We start from the raw sequence: 16,561 nt of genomic DNA, 5'->3' as shown, positions 1-16,561 counted from the left end.
CTCCGCCTCAGGGTGTTTCGAGCAGCGCCGTCACGCGGTCGAGGAATCGGGTCTCGCTCAACTCGGTCTCTGCGGTCTTCCGGGCGGCGGCGGACATTCGGGCGAGCAGCGTGCGGTCTTTGGCAAGCCGCGTAACAAGCCCGACGATGGCGTCGGGGTCGTTTATGTCAATGCGATAGCCGTCCACGCCATCCGTCAGATACCCGGCGCTGCCGCAGCTGCGTTCAATGACCGGAACCGTGCCATAGACCATCGCTTCCACAGGGGCGGAACCGAGGGGCTCCTCGTTGGACGGAAGGATGCAGAGGTGGTGCGATTCATAGAACGCGCGCATCCCTGCGAAGGGGACGTCGGTATGAACCCGTACCGGAATTCCGCCGGCGCCCGCGGCGGCCCTGTCTTCCAACTGCCTCAGATGATCGGTATGTCCGACCTTCTTCAAGAGATCCGAACTTCCCACGAGTGTGAGGCGGACGGATGCGGGGTCTGCAAGGCGGCCCAGCGCGTCGATCAACCGGTCCTGGTTCTTGCGCGGCTGGGCCAGCTTGCCGACGCATAGAATTTCCAGCGGCGATTGTTCAAAGCGGACGGGGTCCGGGGAGGCGGGGCCATACGGACCCACCGGCCAGGGGAGGTAGACCGAGCGCGGATCGTCCGGCCGGTCCGTGCGGGTGCCGCGAACCGGGGTGACACGACGTGTCGTCAGTCCCCGCAGGCGCCGTGAGATGGCCTTTTCCCAAGGCAGCGTCCAGGACATCGGGCGTTGGTTGTAGATGAACATGGGATGTCGCCCGAAGCGACCGGCGGCGAAGGCCGCCGATGCCAAACCACACGACGCTCGAACGAAGCAGACATCCGGCGCGAAGGCGTGGATTGCCTGTGTGAACCGCTGGGCATCGTCGGGAAGCTCGAAGGATTCAGGCGTAAGGTGCCGGTGATCTTCTGCGCCCGGCGCGGTTCGTTCCGCGAAGACGCGGACGTCGGCGCCAGCGTTCAGAAGAGCTCGGGTCGCGAAGAAAAGGTTCGTGTGGAACCGGTTCGCGACAAAGAGAACTTTGGCGCCCGCCAGCCGGGAATGGGATGCGCTGAGGACCATGAAGCGGGCGTAGCACAGTGGTTTGAGCGCCGGAAGCGTGGATTTGGCCGGATCGGAAGGGCGGGAAACCCGCCCCTCCGGGTGGTGGTGTCAGTCCATTGCCTTGAAGTGGAAGTCCCCGCCTTCCTTAATGCCGGAGAACCAGCGGGCGGTGACCGTCTTGGTCCGCGTGTAGAAGCGGAAGGCGTCCGGGCCGTACTGGTTGAGGTCGCCGAAGGCCGATTTCTTCCAGCCGCCGAAGGTGTGGTAGGAGAGCGGCACGGGGATGGGGAAGTTGATCCCGACCATGCCGACATTCACCCGGTGTGCGAAGTCGCGCGCCGTGTCGCCGTCCGCGGTGAAGATCGCGGTGCCGTTGCCGTACGGGTTGTCCATCACGAGATCCAGGGCGTCTTCGTAGTTGTCCGTGCGGACCTGGCTCAGGACGGGGCCGAAGATCTCTTCCTTGTAGATGTCCATGTCGGGCGTGACGTTGTCGAAAAGCGACGGGCCCACGAAGAAGCCGTTCTCGTAGCCTTGCAGTTTGAACCCGCGACCGTCCACGACGAGATTCGCGCCCTGTTCCACGCCGGAGTCGATCAGGCCGAGGATACGGTCCTTCGCCTGGGCGGTGATGACGGGGCCGAAGTCCACATCCTCGCCGGCGGTGTAGGGGCCGACCTTCAGCTTCTCGATCCGCGGCACCAGGCGCTCGACCAGCGCATCGGCGGTTTCCTGACCAACCGGAACGGCGACGGAGATCGCCATGCAGCGTTCGCCAGCCGCGCCGAAGCCCGCGCCCACCAGCGCGTCGGCGGCCTTGTCGAGGTCCGCGTCGGGCATGATTATCATATGGTTCTTGGCGCCGCCGAAGCACTGCGCCCGCTTGCCGTTGTTGGCGGCCCGGCCATAGATGTACTGCGCAATCGGGGTGGAGCCGACGAAGCCCACCGCCTGAACGGTCTCGTTGTCGAGGATCGCGTCCACGACCTCCTTGTCGCCGTTGACCACTTGCAGCACGCCATCGGGCAGACCCGCTTCCGTCAGCAGTTCCGCCAGCCGCAGGGACGTGGACGGGCAGCGCTCCGACGGCTTCAGGATCATGGCGTTGCCGCAGGTGAGGGCGGGAGCCATCTTCCACAGCGGAATCATGGCGGGGAAGTTGAACGGCGTGATGCCGGCGACCACACCGAGGGGCTGCCGCATGGAGTAGAGGTCGATGCCGGGACCACCGTCGTCGGTGAACTCGCCCTTCAGGAGCGCCGGTCCGCCCATGCAGACCTCAACCACCTCGAGCCCGCGCTGCACGTCGCCGCGTCCGTCGGGGAGGGTCTTGCCGTGCTCGCGGCTGACCAATTCCGCCAGTTCGTCCATGTGCTCATTGATGAGGGCCGCAAAGCGCATCATCACGCGGGCACGGCGCTGCGGGTTGGTGGCGGCCCAGCCTTTCTGTGCCTCGGCGGCCTTGGCGACGGCCTCGTCCAGTTCGTCCTTCGTCGCGAGCGTCACCTGCCCCTGCTTTTCGCCGGTCGCAGGATTGTAGATGTCCGCCGTGCGGCCGGAGCCGCCGCTGACGTGGGCGCCGTTGATGTAGTGACCGATCTGTTCCATGGGTTCCTCCCCCTTATAGCGTTCGGATTCGATTGCTGCTGATATAGTCTTGCAGGAATGGCCCGAGAAGCGGAAGGTTTCCAAAAGGGTTTTGCATAATTGCAAGGGTCGGTGCGATGGCTCCGAGTTGGGACGATCTGAAGGTGTTTCTGGCAGTGGCCCGGCAGGGGAGCTTGTCGGCTGCCGGCACTTCATTGGCGATCGACCCGGCGACAGTCGGGCGGCGGGTGGCGAGGCTGGAGGCGGGGCTCGGCGCCGCGCTGTTCCTGAAGTCGCCCCACGGATATGCCCTGACCGAAGCCGGTGAGCGCCTGGTGCCCCATGCGGAGGAGGCCGAACAGGCGATGGCCTGTGCGGAAGATGCGGTGCGCGGGCAGGGCGACCGCCTGAGCGGAGCGGTGCGAATCGGGGCGCCGGATGGCTGCGCCAGCTTCCTGTTGCCCCGTGTCGTTGCCGAAATCGTCGCCGAGCACCCGGCGCTCGAGGTGCAGGTCGTCGCGCTGCCGCGCATCTTCAACCTCAACCGGCGTGAGGCAGACATGGCGATCGGGGTCAGCATGCCCGCGGTGGGGCGCCTGACGGTGCAGAAGATCGTCGACTACCGGTTGCTGATGGCGGCCTCCCGCCGTTACCTCGCCGGAGTGCCGCCGATCCGTGGCCTTGCGGATCTGCGCGGGCACCGGCTGATCGGCTACATTCCCGAGATGATCTTCGACAAGGAACTCGACTACCTCGACCGGCTGGGGGTAGAGCGGCCGCAACTGGCGTCGAATTCCTCCGCCGTGCAGTACCAGATGGCGCGAGCGGGCGCGGGCCTCGTCGTGGCGCATGATTTTGCGCTGGCGGGTGACACCGCGATGGCGCCGGTGCTGGAAGGCGCCTTCGAACTGAAGCGGTATTTCTACCTGATCCGCCACGCAGACGACGCGCGCGTGCGGCGCTTGTCGCGGTTCGCCGAGCTGCTGGTGGCGGGGATGCGCCGGGAAATGGCGCACGCGCGGCAGGCATTGACACAGATGGCCGGCTCTGGGAACGCTGAGGGGGGCAACAAGACCAAGGAATTCGAGGAGGAGACTTCGACCAAATGATTGTTCAGCAGATTCTGAAGGGAAAGCCGACGGCGGGTGTGATCACTGTGAAGCCGGGAACGTCGGTAGCGGCCGCCGCGCAGGTGCTTTCGGAGAACCGGATCGGTTCCGTAGTGATTTCGACGGACGGAAAGCAATGCGCTGGCATCCTTTCGGAGCGCGATATCGTTCGTGAGCTGGGCAAGCGGGGGCCGACCTGCATGTCGGACAAGGTCGAGGAGATGATGACGAAGATCATCGAGACCTGCGGGCTGAGCGACCAGTCCGAATCGGTGTTGGAACGGATGACCGAAGGCCGGTTTCGCCACATGCCGGTGATGGACGACGGCGCGATGATCGGAATCATCACCATCGGCGACGTGGTCAAGGCGCGGCTGACCGAGCTGGCGATGGAGAAGGACGCTCTTCAGGGGATGATCATGGGGCACTGAGCGCTGCGCGTCCCGCCTGGGCGGGGCGCGACGCCGCAACCGTTCGCGTCGTGGCGTCGCGCCAATTAGGCAAGCAAAACAGGAAGAAGAGGTGGAGCGCCCCGCTGCAGCATGTTATGCCGGCGCGAGGTGGAAGGTGCGTGCCTGCAATTTGCCCGGGGAGGCTGTGGCAACCGGTGCGCGGAGGAACGGCAGGGAGCACGCACCATGCGCATCGGGCTTTATCCCGGGACATTCGATCCCGTCACACTGGGGCACCTGGACATCATCCGTCGCGCTACGGTCCTGGTCGACCGGCTGGTGATCGGAGTGGCGATCAACCGTGACAAGGGGCCATTATTTAGCCTCGATGAGCGGGTGGCGATGATCGGGGCGGAATGCCGGAAGATCTCCGAACAGACGGGCTGCGAAATCCTCGTCCATCCATTCGAGAACCTGTTGATCCACTGCGCCGACGACGTGGGCGCCAGCATTATCGTCCGTGGCCTGCGGGCGGTCGCCGATTTCGAATACGAGTTCCAGATGGTCGGCATGAACCGGCGGCTCAATGCTTCGATCGAGACCGTGTTCCTGATGGCCGAGGCCCAGCACCAGGCGATTGCCTCCAAGCTGGTCAAGGAAATCGCCCGCCTCGGCGGCAGCGTCTCCAGTTTCGTGACGCCCCCCGTGCGCGAAGCGCTGCGCGGCAAATTCGACAATAACTGCTGACCGGCCGGTGCAGCGGAAGCGACGGACGGACGCGGGTTTGCTGCGGGTCGGAACGATGCGCAGGCCCGAGGGTTGGTTGCCCGAGGGGATCGTTCCCGCCGTCCGACGGGTTGGCCGGTCTGGAGAGAGCGGCTAGGGTTCACTCCAACGCACGGACGAGGGTAAGATGAGCGGATTGCTAGCGCTTCTGGATGATGTGGCGGGTCTGGCCAAACTGGCGGCGGCCTCCGTGGACGACGTCGCGGGGCAGGCATTCAAGACCACCGCCAAAGTCGCCGGAACGGCGCTCGACGACGCCGCGAAGGCGGGGACGAAGGCTGCAGGCGCCTTGATCGACGATGCCGCGGTGACTCCGAAATATACCCACGGCCTGCCTGCCGCGCGGGAACTGCCCATCGTCGGACGGATCGCCTGGGGGTCTATCCGCAACAAGTTCATCATCCTGCTGCCTGCCGCGCTACTGCTGAGTGCCTTCGCCCCTTGGGCGATTGCGCCACTCCTGATGCTCGGCGGGTGCTACCTGTGTTTCGAGGGTGCCGAGAAGGTGCTCCACGTCCTGCGGCCCCATGCCGATCACGTGGTCGAGAAGGGTCCGGTCGGCGACCCGGCGCACCTCGAAGAAACGCGCGTGGCCGGGGCGATTAAGACCGACTTCATCCTGTCGGCGGAAATCATGACCATCGCGCTCTCGGCAATTCCGGATTCGGGCATACTATCCATGGCTCTGACGCTGGCCCTGGTCGCGGTGGGTATCACGGCGATGGTCTATGGCTCCGTGGCGGTGATCGTGAAGGCCGACGACCTCGGCCTTTTGATGGCCGAGCGTGGCCGATTGGGTATCACACGGGCGATCGGCCGCGGGATCGTGCGCTGGATGCCGCGGTTCATGTCGCTCCTGATGGTCGTCGGCACGGCCGCGATGCTCTGGGTCGGCGGCAACATCGTCATTCACGGGATGGAGGTGCTGGACGTGGGCGCCTTCGTCGGCCATGCGATCCACGACGTGGCCGAACGGGCGGCTCATGCCGTGCCCGAAGGTATAGCTGGCGCTGTGGCATGGGCCGTGACGGCCTTCCTCGACGGCGTGTTCGGCCTGATCCTGGGCATGCTTCTGGTTCCCATTGTGAGCCGGGTGATCCTTCCGGCGGCCGGGATGTTCACGCGCAAGGCATGACCGAGGCTTTGCGCAGGGGGAGCCGTGCCCCGATTTGATTGGACGTTCCAACGCCCGCTGTGCATCCTCGTGCCATGCATCGTCTTGCTGCACTGCTTCTGGCCGTGGCGCTTGCCATGGGAACGCCCGCTGCCGCGGAGCGGATCGAGGTCGACCTTGAACTTGTCCTGATGGTCGACGTGTCGCGCTCCATGAGCGAACGGGAACTGGAAATCCAGCGTCGCGGCTATGCGGAGGCGCTGCGCACCGATGCCGTGCTGGCTGCCGTTCAGTCAGGGATGCTTCAACGGGTGGCGCTGGCCTATGTCGAGTGGTCCGGCACTCAGGAAGTCGTTGTCGACTGGCGGCTGCTGGAGACGCGCGAGGATCTGGACGCCTTCGCGAACGTTCTGACCACCGCGTTCAATCCAGGGCTTCGGCGCACGTCCATCTCGGAGGCGCTCATCTTCGGGGCGGACATGATGGAGCGCAACGCCTTCGATGGGCTGCGCCGGGTGATCGACATCTCGGGTGACGGGCCGAACAACCAAGGACGCCCCGTTCAGAAGGCGCGGGATGCGGTTCTCGCGAAGGGCATCGTCATCAACGGCCTGCCACTCATGACCCGCGAGGGATTGGGAAGCAAGTGGCACCTCGAGGGGTTGGATATCTACTACGAGACCTGCGTCACCGGCGGGCCGGGTGCCTTCGTCATCCCTGTGCTGGAGTGGGAGGATTTTGGCGAGGCGGTTCGGCGGAAGCTCATCCTGGAGATGGCTGGGGTCGCCGTGCCCGACCGGCTCGTCCCGGCGCAGTTCGTGTCGCGCGATCCGACCGATTGCCTGATCGGGGAAAAGCTCTGGCAGGAGAGGCGGCGGTACTGGGAGCCTTGAAACGCCGGGTCCTCCGGTGCTGGCCCAGAGGGTGGTACGCCGGGCCGGGTGCACTTGCCCCGGCCCGGCAACGCGTCGGTATCAGAGCAGCGCCTTGACCTTGGCCACCGTCGCTTCGGCGGTAATGCCGAAATGCTCGTAGAGTTCTTCCGCCGGAGCCGATGCGCCGAAGCCCGTCATGCCCACGAAGTCGGCCTTGTTGGCGCGGGCGCGCTCGCCAAGCAGCCAGCGGTCCCAGCCCTGCCGCACGCCGGCCTCGATAGCCACCCGAACGCCGGAGTTGGGCAGCACCTTCTTGCGGTAGGCCTCCGGTTGCGCCTCGAAAAGCTCCATGCAGGGCACGGAAACCACGCGAGTGCCGATCCCGGCCGCCTCCAGCATGTCGCGGGCTTCGAGCGCGAGAGACACTTCAGACCCGGTGGCGAGCAGAATGGCCTGCCGCTTCGCCTCCGCCTCGGCCAGGATGTAGGCTCCCTTGGCGGTCAGGTTTTCCCGGCCATTGTCCGTGCGCACCGTGGGCAGGTTCTGCCGTGATAGCGCGAGGACCGAGGGCGTTCCGGTTTGCTCGAGGGCGATTTCCCACGCTTCTGCCGTTTCCACCACGTCGGCGGGACGGAAGACCAGCATGTTCGGCGTCGCGCGCAGCATGGCCACGTGTTCCACCGGCTGGTGGGTGGGGCCGTCCTCGCCGAGCCCGATGCTGTCGTGGGTCATGACGTAGACCACGGGCACGCCCATCAGGGCGGACAGACGCATGGAGGGGCGGGCGTAGTCGGTGAAGCACAGGAACGTGCCGCCATAGGGGCGGACCCCGCCGTGCAGCGCCAGCCCGTTCATCGCCGCCGCCATGCCGTGCTCCCGCACGCCATAGCGGATGTAGCGGCCGGCCCGGTTATTGGCGGTGAAGTCGCTCATTTCCGACGTCCGGGTATTGTTCGAGCCCGTCAGGTCCGCGGAGCCGCCGATGGTTTCGGTGACGATCGGGTTGATGATTTCCAACGCCATTTCGGAGGCTTTCCGCGTGGCGACCTTCGGCTTGTCAGCGATCAGCTTGGCGCGGTAGTCGGCCAGCGCGCCGGCAAGCGTTCCGGGCAGCTTGCCCGACTGCGCCCGCTCGAAGTCGGACCGGCGGTCGCCTTCCTGTGCGGCCAGGCGGCTTTCCCAGTCCGCACGGGCCGCGGCGCCGCGCGCGCCGATCTCTTCCCAAGCGGCCTTGATCTCGCCGGGAATCTCGAACGGTCCATGCTCCCAGCCATAGACGGCGCGGGTGTCCGCGATGAGTTGCGCGTCAGTCAGCGCGCCGTGCGCCTTGGACGTATCCTGCGCCGGGGAGCCGAGGCCGATGTGCGTCTTGCAGGCGATCATGCTGGGCCGGCCGTCCGCCTTTGCCTGTTCGATGGCGCGGTCGATGGCATCCGGGTCGTGGCCGTCGATGCTTTGCACATGCCAGCCGCAGGCAGCGAACCGCCCCTGCTGATCGGTGCGGTCGGCGATGCCGACGGGGCCGTCGATGGTGATCCCGTTGTCGTCCCAGAAGACGATGAGCTTGGAGAGTTGCTGCTGGCCGGCGAGCGCGATGGCCTCCTGGCTGACACCCTCCATCAGGCAGCCGTCGCCGGCGATGACATAGGTGTAGTGATTGACGAGGTCATCGCCCCAGGTCGCGCGCAGGTGCTCCTCCGCGATGGCGAAACCCACCGAGTTGGCAATGCCTTGTCCGAGCGGCCCGGTGGTGGTCTCGATTCCCTTGGCATGGCCGTACTCCGGGTGGCCGGCGGTGATCGAGCCAAGTTGGCGGAAGTTCTTCACCTGCTCCAGCGTCATGTCGGGCGAGTCGGTGAGATAGAGCAACGAGTACAGCAGCATGGACCCGTGGCCGGCCGACAGCACGAAGCGGTCGCGGTCGGGCCAATCGGGATTTGCGGCGTCGAACTTCAGGTGTTTGCCGAAAAGCACGGTGGCGACGTCGGCCATACCCATCGGCATGCCGGAATGGCCAGAATTGGCCGCGGCAACTGCATCGAGGGTCAATACGCGGATTGCGCAGGCCTTTTGCCAGTGATCGGGGTGGGCCTCTCTCAGGGCATTGATCTCCAAGGTGAGTTCCTTTCGGTTGATCGTGGGCATCGGGATCGGCGCGGCAGAGCGCAGGGGCGGTGTAGCAGCGAACGGCGGCGCGTCAACGTGGCTTAGTGTACTTCAAGAGCGGTGGCTAAGTACCTGAGCATTCGGGGGCGCATTCCCGATTATTGTTGTTTAATATTTGCTTTGATCCTGCGCGGGCCGATTCGCTGCGGCTGCCGGACCCGCTGCTGCAACAATAGCCGTGTAACGGGGGAGTGGAGCATGAACGACATTGCCGACCTCGAGGGGCGGATCTCTGCCGCGATGGCGCGGATCGGACGTGCCGTCGAGGGGTTCCAGCCTGCGGGCGGTGCTTCGGCGGAAGGCATCGACGAGGCCCGCGGGGCCGCCGAGGCCGAAGCGCGCGCCGCGATGGCTCGCGCCGAAAGCGCCGAGGCGGAGATCGACAGGCTGAACCAGGCGTTGGAGACCGACGCTGCTGCGGGAGATCAGCTTCGCGAGCGCATCGACGCGCTGACGGAAACGAACGAGCGCCAACAGGAGCGGATCGCGGAACTCGAGACGGAACTGCAGGTTCTGCTCGGCAAGCAGGCGGCGGACCGCGAAGAACTCGACGGGCTCATCGCGGCGCTCGGGCCGCTGGTGGAGGAGCAGACCAATGCCTGAAGTGCAGATCTCGATTGGCGGCAGGGATTTCACCGTCGCCTGCCAGGATGGCGAGGAACAGTACCTTCAGTCGGCGGCGGCGATGCTGGACCGCGAGGCGCGGGGACTGGTGAGCCAGATCGGGCGGATGCCGGAAACCCGGATGCTGCTCATGGCTGGCCTGATGCTCGCCGACCGGACGGCGGCCTACGAGGAGCGTGCGGCGGCGGCAGAGCAACGGGTGGCCCAGCAGCAACGCCAGATCGACGACCTGCAGGGCCGGCCCGCCCCGGAACCGGAGCGGGTGGAGGTCCCGGTCGTTCCCACCGCCCTGACGGACAGCCTCGCCGAAATTGCCGCGCGGGCGGAGGCATTGGCGGCGCTGGCGGAAGAAAAGACCGCGGGGTGACATTCTGCCGGGGCGGCTCCCGCCCCTTTGCGCCGCATCGCAGATGCGTCCCAAAGCGTTGGGCCAGGCACCTGCGGTGGGCCGCCATTTTCGATGGGATGAGGACACAAGACGCAAAAATCCCACGGAAAGGGCGCACCTCTCCATGGGGCTCGTCGGCTTTCGCTGGAGCGGGAGACCCGTTTGCCGTGCCCGATCAGGCGTTGGCTTCGCGGATCTTGTCGGCGGCGTCCTTGTTGTAGGTCACGCCATTTTGCTCGAACAGTTGATCGAGTTCGCCCGACAGCGTCATTTCAGTGACAATATCGCATCCCCCGACGAATTCGCCCTTCACATAGAGCTGCGGGATGGTCGGCCAATCGGAGTAGTCCTTGACGCCCTGGCGGATGTCCTCGTCGGCGAGCACGTTCACGTCGGCGTAGTCTACGCCCATGTAGTTCAGCACACCGGCAACCCGCTGGGAGAACCCGCACTGCGGGGCCATCTTGGTGCCTTTCATGAACAGAACGACATCGTTGGCGGTCACGGTCTGTTTGATCCGGTCTTCGGCGGTCATGAATTGATCCTTTTGGTCTAAGTGCCGGGAGCGCGGTGCGTGCGGCACGATCAGAGGGGTATTGCCGGCTCGGTGATAGCGGTGGAGTGTCGTTCAGTCCGGCGCCTTAGTGGTCAGCGCCAGTGCGTGCAGATCGGCCTCGCTTCCGTCCATCATGCCTTTCAGCGCGGCGTAGACGGCTCGTTGCTGCTGAACACGGTTCTTGCCGCGGAAGCTCTCGTCAACCACCTCGGCTGCGAAATGGGCGCCGTCGCCTGCCAGATCGGTCACGATGATCGTGGCATCGGGAAATGCGTCGCGAAGAAGGGTCTCGATCTGCTGGGCCTGAATGGCCATGGGCGGGAATCCTGTTTACTGGTGTCGTCCGAAAGTTAGGGCCGGCGCGCCGGGTCCGCAAGAGGAGGCCGACCTGCCGGTCGGCTCCATCCTGAGGCGGCAGACGGCCGAGCCGAAGGTGCTGTGGCGAAGGCGCACGCGCATTTTTAGCCAAAAAATCGCGCCCGGACCTCTCCGCCGGAGCAGGCCTCAGCCGATTGCAGTGCCAAACGCCGTGCGGAACAGTGCGCTCAACTCCGCCAGCGGGGCCTCCGAACTGCCGAGGCGGACAGTTTCCCCGGTGAACCGACCGACCGTTTGCAGCGGTACGCCGGCCCGGCCTGCGGCGATCATGAGCGCCTCGGCCTTGTCGAAAGAGCAGGCGATGAGGTAGCGCGCCTGATCCTCGCCGAACAACGTGGCCGTGTCGGCAGCATCGAGCACCACACCAACGCCCGCAGCCTCGGCCATTTCGAACGCGGCAAGCGCCAGCCCGCCGTCAGACAGGTCGGTGCAGGCGTCGATCCAGTCGCGGTTGTCGCGGATGAACTCGCCGTGCGCCTTTTCGGCAGCGAGGTCGACATGCGGCGCGTCGCCGTCTTCACGGTTGAACACTTCAGCCAGCAGGGCCGATTGGCCCAGGTGGCCGGCAGTTTCGCCGAGCAGAAGCAGGACATGGCCCTCACGGGCGTCCCGGCCGATCAGGTGGTCGAGGTCGTCGATCAGTCCGACGGCGCCGATGGTCGGGGTGGGCAGGATCGGCTCGCCGTCCGTTTCGTTGTAGAGCGAGACGTTGCCGGAGACGATCGGCATGTCGAGCGCCGCGCAGGCTTCCCCGATCCCCTGGATGGCGCCGACGAATTGCCCCATGATCTCCGGCTTCTCGGGATTGCCGAAGTTGAGGTTGTCCGTGGTGGCGAGCGGCCTTGCCCCCACGGCCCTCAGGTTGCGGAAGGCCTCTGCAACCGCCTGCCGCCCGCCCTCGACCGGATTGGCGCGGACGTAGCGTGGGGTCACGTCTGAGGTGAAGGCCAGCGCCTTGTTGGTGCCGTGCACGCGCACGATACCGGCGCCCTGACCGGGCACGCGGACCGTATCTGCCATGACCATGTGGTCGTATTGTTCGAAAACCCACGCCTTGTGGGCGTAGTTGGGCGAACCGATGAGCGCCTTGAGGCCGTCGATGGGGTCGATCTCGGGTACCGGGTCCATTTCGGCGGCGGGCGCCGTGGGTTCCCACGGGCGGTCGTATTCCGGCGCGGATCCGGCGAGGGTGGCGAGCGGCAGGTCGGCCACGACCGCCCCGTTGTGCTCGATCAGGAAGCGGTCCTCGGGGATCGTCTCGCCGACGATGGCGAAGTCGAGGTCCCACTTGTCGAAGACGGCGCGGGCTTCGGCCTCTTTTTCCGGGCGCAGAACCATGAGCATGCGCTCCTGGCTTTCTGACAGCATCATCTCGTAGGGGGTCATGTTCTCTTCGCGTTGCGGGACGCGGTCGAGGTCGAGGCGGATGCCGAGGTTGCCCTTGTCGCCCATTTCCACGGCGGAGCAGGTCAAACCCGCCGCCCCCATGTCCTGGATCGAGATCACGGCGCCAGTCTGCATCAGTTCCAGACAGGCCTCCATCAGGCGCTTCTCGGTGAAGGGGTCGCCGACCTGAACGGTCGGGCGCTTCTCTTCGATGGTCTCGTCGAACTCGGCGGAGGCCATGGTTGCGCCGCCGACGCCGTCGCGGCCGGTCTTGGCGCCGAGGTAGACCACGGGCATGCCCACGCCGGAGGCGGCGGAGTAGAAGATCTTGTCGCTGTCAGCGAGGCCGGCGGCGAAGGCGTTGACGAGGCAGTTGCCATTGTAGGCGGGGTGGAAGCGGACTTCGCCGCCGATGGTGGGCACACCGAAGCAGTTGCCGTAGCCGCCGATGCCGGCGACGACGCCGGAGACGACGCTGCGTGTTTTGGGGTGGTCCGGCATGCCGAAGGAGAGCGCGTTCATGGCGGCGATGGGACGGGCGCCCATGGTGAAGACGTCGCGGAGGATGCCGCCCACGCCGGTTGCCGCGCCCTGGTAGGGTTCGATGTAGGAGGGGTGGTTGTGGCTCTCCATCTTGAAGACCACGGCCTGGCCGTCGCCGATGTCGACCACGCCGGCGTTCTCGCCGGGGCCGCAGATGACCTGCGGGCCGGTGGTGGGCAGGGTGCGCAGCCATTTCTTCGAGGACTTGTAGGAGCAGTGCTCGTTCCACATGGCCGAGAAGATGCCGAGTTCGGTGAAGTTTGGGTCCCGGTTCAGGATCCGCAGGATTTCGGCGTATTCCTCGGGCTTCAGGCCGTGGGCGGCGATGATTTCCGGCGTGATGGCTGGCTCTTGCATGGCTGTCCCTTTGCTTCGGGGCGTTTTTAGTCCGCGCGGGCGGAAAGGGGAAGGGGAGGCGACTCCCAGCGGAGGGCCGGTTCGGGCGGGGTCGCCGTCCCACGGGTGGGACGGGAGGTGCGGTACGACATTCCAAGGGGTTACGGAGGCGTGTTCATCAGCCGTTAACCTTTGCCGTGTGCAGCGTCTCTCAGGCTGGGTCCGATCTCGGGCGGGCGCCGTGGAGCAATGCGGCGTTGTTTCCGGCGTTGCCGCTCTTACATGGCACCCATCGCAAGCAGCCGGAGGCGGCTGCGTGCCAAGGCGGAACAGGAGAATTCGATGCCACAATCCGAGACGCGCAACCGGCGGTTCGTGCTGGCGGAACGCCCGAAGGGCGAGCCGGACGACAATACGCTGCGGCTGGAAACCGGCGACGTGCCGACCCCCGGCGCGGGCCAGATGCTGCTTCGCAATGAATACCTGTCGCTCGATCCGTACATGCGGGGCCGGATGAGCGACGCGCCGTCCTATGCCCCACCGGTGGAACTGGGGGAGGTCATGGTCGGCGGCACGGTGGCGGAAGTCGTCCGCTCCGACGTCAAGGGGTTCGAGGCGGGCGACTGGGTCGTCGCGTTCGGCGGCTGGCAGGACTATGCGCTGTCGGACGGCAAAGGCGTGATCAACCTCGGGAAGAACCCTGAGAACCCCTCCTGGGCGCTGGGCGTTCTGGGGATGCCGGGGCTGACGGCCTGGGCGGGCTTGACGCAGATCGGCGCGCCGAAGGCGGGCGAGACGCTGGTGGTGGCCGCCGCCAGCGGGCCGGTCGGGGCGACCGTGGGGCAGATCGGTAAGATCCTCGGCTGCCGCGTCGTGGGAATCGCCGGCGGGCCGGAGAAATGTGCGCACGTGGTCGACACGCTCGGTTTCGACGCGTGCATCGACTACAAGGCGGCCGGATTCCCCGAAGCGCTGAAGGACGCGGTGCCGGATGGCATCGACATATACTTCGAGAACGTCGGCGGCGCGGTCTTCGACGCGGTTCTGCCGCTGCTGAATACACGCGCCCGGGTGCCGGTGTGCGGCCTGATCTCGCAATACAACGCAACCTCCCTTCCGGAAGGACCGGACCGGTTGAACCTGCTGCTGGGTGCGATTCTGCGCAAGCGGATGACGTTCCGCGGCTTCATCGTGTTCGACGACTTCGGCCACCTGTACCCCGAGTTCGCTCGCGAGATGTCGGCCTGGGTGAAGGACGGACGGGTCCGATATCGCGAAGACGTCATCTCGGGGCTGGAACAAGCGCCATCGGCGTTCGTAGGGCTGCTGCGAGGCGAGGCCTTCGGCAAACGGGTCGTACGGCTGAGCGATTGAAACGACAAGAACGAAAGGAAATTTCGATGAAGATCCTGATGGTACTGACCTCCCACGACGAACTGGGAGACACGGGCAAGAAGACGGGCTTCTGGCTGGAGGAGTTCGCGGCACCCTATTACGTGTTCAAGGACGCAGGCGCGGAGGTCACGCTGGCGTCTCCCAAGGGCGGCCAGCCGCCGCTGGACCCGATGAGCGATTCCGAGGATGCGCAGACCGAAGCGACGAAGCGGTTCAAAAGCGATGAGGCAGCGCAGACGCAGCTCGCCAATACCGCGGTTCTCGCCGATGTCTCCGCCGAGGGGTTCGACGCGATCTTTTACCCCGGTGGTCACGGGCCGCTGTGGGATCTGGCAGAGGATTCCGATAGCCGGGCGTTGATCGAGGCGTTTGACGCCAGCGGCCGGCCGATCGGCGCCGTCTGCCATGCCCCGGCAGTGTTCCGGCATACCCGCGACGCGGACGGAAATCCGCTGGTCTCGGGCAAGACGGTGACCGGCTTCACCAATTCCGAGGAAGAGGGTGTCGGCCTGACGGATGTGGTGCCGTTCCTGGTAGAAGAGATGCTGATCGCCAACGGCGGGAACTACAAGAAGGGCGACGACTGGTCTGAGTTTGTGGTGACGGACGGCAAGCTTGTGACCGGCCAGAACCCGGCGTCTTCCGAAGAGGCCGCCCGCAAGGTGCTGTCCCTGCTCTGAGGTGGGTCAAGGCGCGGCGTCCGGGGGGGGTAATAGCGGTGCCCCGGACGCCGGGCGAAGCGGTCAGCCGTCGATGCGGGCGCCCATGGACGCGAGGGCCTGCTGGTAGACGGAGGCCGCATTCCATTCCTTCAGAACGTTGTAGTTGCGGGTGCCCGGCTGGTAGGGCTGACCCGGTGCCCAGCCCTTCATGCGAAGATAATTCGCCGTAGATGCAAGGGCATCGGACATGTTGTTGAAGTCGATCCGGCCATCGCCGTTGCCGTCCTGCCCGAAGCGCAGGGCGTTGCCTGGAAGGAACTGGGTGTGGCCGAGTTCGCCGTGTTTTGCGCCGACGGCACCGGGAGAGATCATGCCCCGGTCGATCATCACCAGCGCGCTCACTAGGTGGGGTTGGAAGAACTGCGGCCGGCGGCAGTCATAGGCCAGGGTGGCGGTGGCGTTGAGCACGTTGGAGTTGCCCATGAAGTTGCCGAAGCCGGTTTCCATGCCGTGGATGGCGATGATGAGGCCAGCGGGCACGCCGTAGCGGCTCTCGAGGGACTGGTAGAAGGCCGGGTTCTGCGCCTTGCGCTTGCGTCCCTGCGAAACGATCACGTCGCAGCCGCGCTTCTGGCAGAACTGGTCGTAGCTGAGCTTGAAGCTTTTCTGGCCACGGTCGGCGGCGATGGTGGCTTGGGCGTACTGGGTATTGGCGAGGGCCGAGAGCCCGCGCTGGCCGACGCCGGCCTGCGCCGCTTCTTGGGCGAACTGCTGTTTCCATGCCGCGAAGCCGGACGCGGAATTGCCGCAACTGGCCGCGAGGGCGGGGGCGGCAAGCGAGAATGCCGCGGCGAATGCGAGAGCGGCAAGTCGAAATGACATCGGGCAGTTCCTCCGTTGACTTCGTCCCAGCCTATAGCATGGCGTTCGGCGGCTCCAACCCCGACGTTGCTTCGGGCGGCGGCGATCGCCGCGTCGCTGCTCGGAGGTGTTTGGCGTTGGGCCAAAAAAAATGGCCGAGAACAAGTCTCGGCCCAAGTCCAACAGGGAGGTAAAGACGAACGCCAAAGCGTCCGTCGATAGGGTCAGAATTAGGAAACTGAACGGCGTGGTTCAAGATTAATCTGCCCCGCTCCGCAAATGGCCGCCATGCGTGTTGTGCAGGTGCAACGAAAGGGGAGGCTGG

Annotated in this window: 16 protein-coding genes; 9 read left to right on the top strand and 7 right to left on the bottom strand. The window is 65.7% G+C overall.

Annotated elements, in window-relative coordinates; all coding sequences use genetic code 11:
• Nucleotides 1-7: 7 nt before the first annotated feature.
• Both BM075_RS02890 and BM075_RS02885 read right to left on the bottom strand, forming a co-directional pair.
• Nucleotides 8-1,096 (bottom strand): glycosyltransferase family 4 protein, encoded by a 1,089-nt coding sequence (locus tag BM075_RS02890; protein WP_093359145.1) that lies wholly within the window; start codon nucleotides 1,094-1,096, stop codon nucleotides 8-10.
• Nucleotides 1,097-1,186: 90 nt separating this feature from the next.
• Entirely contained in the window at nucleotides 1,187-2,686 is a 1,500-nt protein-coding gene (locus tag BM075_RS02885) for a CoA-acylating methylmalonate-semialdehyde dehydrogenase (protein ID WP_093359144.1), read from the bottom strand.
• Nucleotides 2,687-2,802: 116 nt separating this feature from the next.
• Between BM075_RS02885 and BM075_RS02880 the strand changes: the two genes are divergently transcribed.
• The 5 genes from BM075_RS02880 (at nucleotide 2,803) to BM075_RS02860 (ending at nucleotide 6,959) form a co-directional block, all read left to right on the top strand.
• Nucleotides 2,803-3,774 carry a LysR family transcriptional regulator gene (locus BM075_RS02880; RefSeq protein ID WP_093359143.1) on the top strand — a complete coding sequence of 324 codons (972 nt, stop codon included), beginning with the start codon at nucleotides 2,803-2,805 and terminating at the stop codon, nucleotides 3,772-3,774.
• Nucleotides 3,771-4,205 (top strand): CBS domain-containing protein, encoded by a 435-nt coding sequence (locus tag BM075_RS02875; RefSeq protein WP_093359142.1) that lies wholly within the window; start codon nucleotides 3,771-3,773, stop codon nucleotides 4,203-4,205. Before BM075_RS02880 ends, BM075_RS02875 begins: the two co-directional genes overlap by 4 nt.
• 207 nt (nucleotides 4,206-4,412) lie before the next feature.
• Entirely contained in the window at nucleotides 4,413-4,913 is a 501-nt protein-coding gene (gene coaD / locus BM075_RS02870; protein ID WP_093359141.1) for a pantetheine-phosphate adenylyltransferase, read from the top strand.
• Between the two features lie 166 nt (nucleotides 4,914-5,079).
• On the top strand, nucleotides 5,080-6,087 hold the full coding sequence (locus tag BM075_RS02865) for a DUF808 domain-containing protein (RefSeq protein WP_093359140.1): 1,008 nt from the start codon (nucleotides 5,080-5,082) through the stop codon (nucleotides 6,085-6,087).
• Between the two features lie 74 nt (nucleotides 6,088-6,161).
• Nucleotides 6,162-6,959 (top strand): DUF1194 domain-containing protein, encoded by a 798-nt coding sequence (locus BM075_RS02860; protein WP_093359139.1) that lies wholly within the window; start codon nucleotides 6,162-6,164, stop codon nucleotides 6,957-6,959.
• Between the two features lie 81 nt (nucleotides 6,960-7,040).
• On the opposite strand, the gene tkt is transcribed toward BM075_RS02860, so the two are convergent.
• Nucleotides 7,041-9,056 (bottom strand): transketolase, encoded by a 2,016-nt coding sequence (gene tkt / locus BM075_RS02855; protein ID WP_093359406.1) that lies wholly within the window; start codon nucleotides 9,054-9,056, stop codon nucleotides 7,041-7,043.
• A gap of 249 nt (nucleotides 9,057-9,305) precedes the next feature.
• On the opposite strand from tkt, the gene BM075_RS02850 reads away from it, so the two are divergent.
• Nucleotides 9,306-9,710 carry a hypothetical protein gene (locus BM075_RS02850; protein WP_093359138.1) on the top strand — a complete coding sequence of 135 codons (405 nt, stop codon included), beginning with the start codon at nucleotides 9,306-9,308 and terminating at the stop codon, nucleotides 9,708-9,710.
• Entirely contained in the window at nucleotides 9,703-10,098 is a 396-nt protein-coding gene (locus BM075_RS02845) for a cell division protein ZapA (RefSeq protein ID WP_093359137.1), read from the top strand. Before BM075_RS02850 ends, BM075_RS02845 begins: the two co-directional genes overlap by 8 nt.
• A gap of 196 nt (nucleotides 10,099-10,294) precedes the next feature.
• Here the strand turns inward: BM075_RS02845 and grxD are convergent, their stop codons facing one another.
• The 3 genes from grxD to purL all read right to left on the bottom strand — a co-directional run bounded on the left by grxD (nucleotide 10,295) and on the right by purL (nucleotide 13,339).
• Complete coding sequence (grxD, locus tag BM075_RS02840) at nucleotides 10,295-10,654, bottom strand: Grx4 family monothiol glutaredoxin (RefSeq protein ID WP_093359136.1); 360 nt, start codon at nucleotides 10,652-10,654, stop codon at nucleotides 10,295-10,297.
• A gap of 93 nt (nucleotides 10,655-10,747) precedes the next feature.
• Nucleotides 10,748-10,990, bottom strand: a complete 243-nt coding sequence (locus BM075_RS02835; RefSeq protein WP_093359135.1) for a BolA/IbaG family iron-sulfur metabolism protein — start codon at nucleotides 10,988-10,990, stop codon at nucleotides 10,748-10,750.
• Between the two features lie 189 nt (nucleotides 10,991-11,179).
• On the bottom strand, nucleotides 11,180-13,339 hold the full coding sequence (gene purL, locus BM075_RS02830; RefSeq protein ID WP_093359134.1) for a phosphoribosylformylglycinamidine synthase subunit PurL: 2,160 nt from the start codon (nucleotides 13,337-13,339) through the stop codon (nucleotides 11,180-11,182).
• Between the two features lie 321 nt (nucleotides 13,340-13,660).
• On the opposite strand from purL, the gene BM075_RS02825 reads away from it, so the two are divergent.
• Together BM075_RS02825 and BM075_RS02820 are read left to right on the top strand one after the other, a co-directional pair.
• Nucleotides 13,661-14,692, top strand: coding sequence for an NADP-dependent oxidoreductase (locus BM075_RS02825; RefSeq protein ID WP_093359133.1), 1,032 nt, complete (start codon nucleotides 13,661-13,663; stop codon nucleotides 14,690-14,692).
• A 26-nt stretch (nucleotides 14,693-14,718) separates the two neighbouring features.
• Complete coding sequence (locus tag BM075_RS02820; RefSeq protein WP_093359132.1) at nucleotides 14,719-15,393, top strand: type 1 glutamine amidotransferase domain-containing protein; 675 nt, start codon at nucleotides 14,719-14,721, stop codon at nucleotides 15,391-15,393.
• 63 nt (nucleotides 15,394-15,456) lie between these two features.
• On the opposite strand, the gene BM075_RS02815 is transcribed toward BM075_RS02820, so the two are convergent.
• Nucleotides 15,457-16,257: a lytic murein transglycosylase gene (locus tag BM075_RS02815; protein WP_093359131.1), complete on the bottom strand. Its 801-nt coding sequence runs from the start codon at nucleotides 16,255-16,257 to the stop codon at nucleotides 15,457-15,459.
• Between the last annotated feature and the right edge of the window lie 304 nt (nucleotides 16,258-16,561).

Origin of the sequence: Tropicimonas isoalkanivorans, from assembly GCF_900112335.1 — a bacterium.
GTDB classification, from domain to species: Bacteria; Pseudomonadota; Alphaproteobacteria; order Rhodobacterales; family Rhodobacteraceae; genus Tropicimonas; species Tropicimonas isoalkanivorans.
This window is presented reverse-complemented; position numbering and strand designations above follow the sequence as displayed.

Bases quoted from the DNA above. Each gene is read 5' to 3' on its own strand.
- BM075_RS02890 (WP_093359145.1), bottom strand. From the start codon at position 1,096: ATGGTCCTCAGCGCATCCCATTCCCGGCTGGCGGGCGCCAAAGTTCTC.
- BM075_RS02885 (WP_093359144.1), bottom strand. From the start codon at position 2,686: ATGGAACAGATCGGTCACTACATCAACGGCGCCCACGTCAGCGGCGGC.
- BM075_RS02880 (WP_093359143.1), top strand. From the start codon at position 2,803: ATGGCTCCGAGTTGGGACGATCTGAAGGTGTTTCTGGCAGTGGCCCGG.
- BM075_RS02875 (WP_093359142.1), top strand. From the start codon at position 3,771: ATGATTGTTCAGCAGATTCTGAAGGGAAAGCCGACGGCGGGTGTGATC.
- coaD (WP_093359141.1), top strand. From the start codon at position 4,413: ATGCGCATCGGGCTTTATCCCGGGACATTCGATCCCGTCACACTGGGG.
- BM075_RS02865 (WP_093359140.1), top strand. From the start codon at position 5,080: ATGAGCGGATTGCTAGCGCTTCTGGATGATGTGGCGGGTCTGGCCAAA.
- BM075_RS02860 (WP_093359139.1), top strand. From the start codon at position 6,162: ATGCATCGTCTTGCTGCACTGCTTCTGGCCGTGGCGCTTGCCATGGGA.
- BM075_RS02850 (WP_093359138.1), top strand. From the start codon at position 9,306: ATGAACGACATTGCCGACCTCGAGGGGCGGATCTCTGCCGCGATGGCG.
- BM075_RS02845 (WP_093359137.1), top strand. From the start codon at position 9,703: ATGCCTGAAGTGCAGATCTCGATTGGCGGCAGGGATTTCACCGTCGCC.
- grxD (WP_093359136.1), bottom strand. From the start codon at position 10,654: ATGACCGCCGAAGACCGGATCAAACAGACCGTGACCGCCAACGATGTC.
- BM075_RS02835 (WP_093359135.1), bottom strand. From the start codon at position 10,990: ATGGCCATTCAGGCCCAGCAGATCGAGACCCTTCTTCGCGACGCATTT.
- purL (WP_093359134.1), bottom strand. From the start codon at position 13,339: ATGCAAGAGCCAGCCATCACGCCGGAAATCATCGCCGCCCACGGCCTG.
- BM075_RS02825 (WP_093359133.1), top strand. From the start codon at position 13,661: ATGCCACAATCCGAGACGCGCAACCGGCGGTTCGTGCTGGCGGAACGC.
- BM075_RS02820 (WP_093359132.1), top strand. From the start codon at position 14,719: ATGAAGATCCTGATGGTACTGACCTCCCACGACGAACTGGGAGACACG.
- BM075_RS02815 (WP_093359131.1), bottom strand. From the start codon at position 16,257: ATGTCATTTCGACTTGCCGCTCTCGCATTCGCCGCGGCATTCTCGCTT.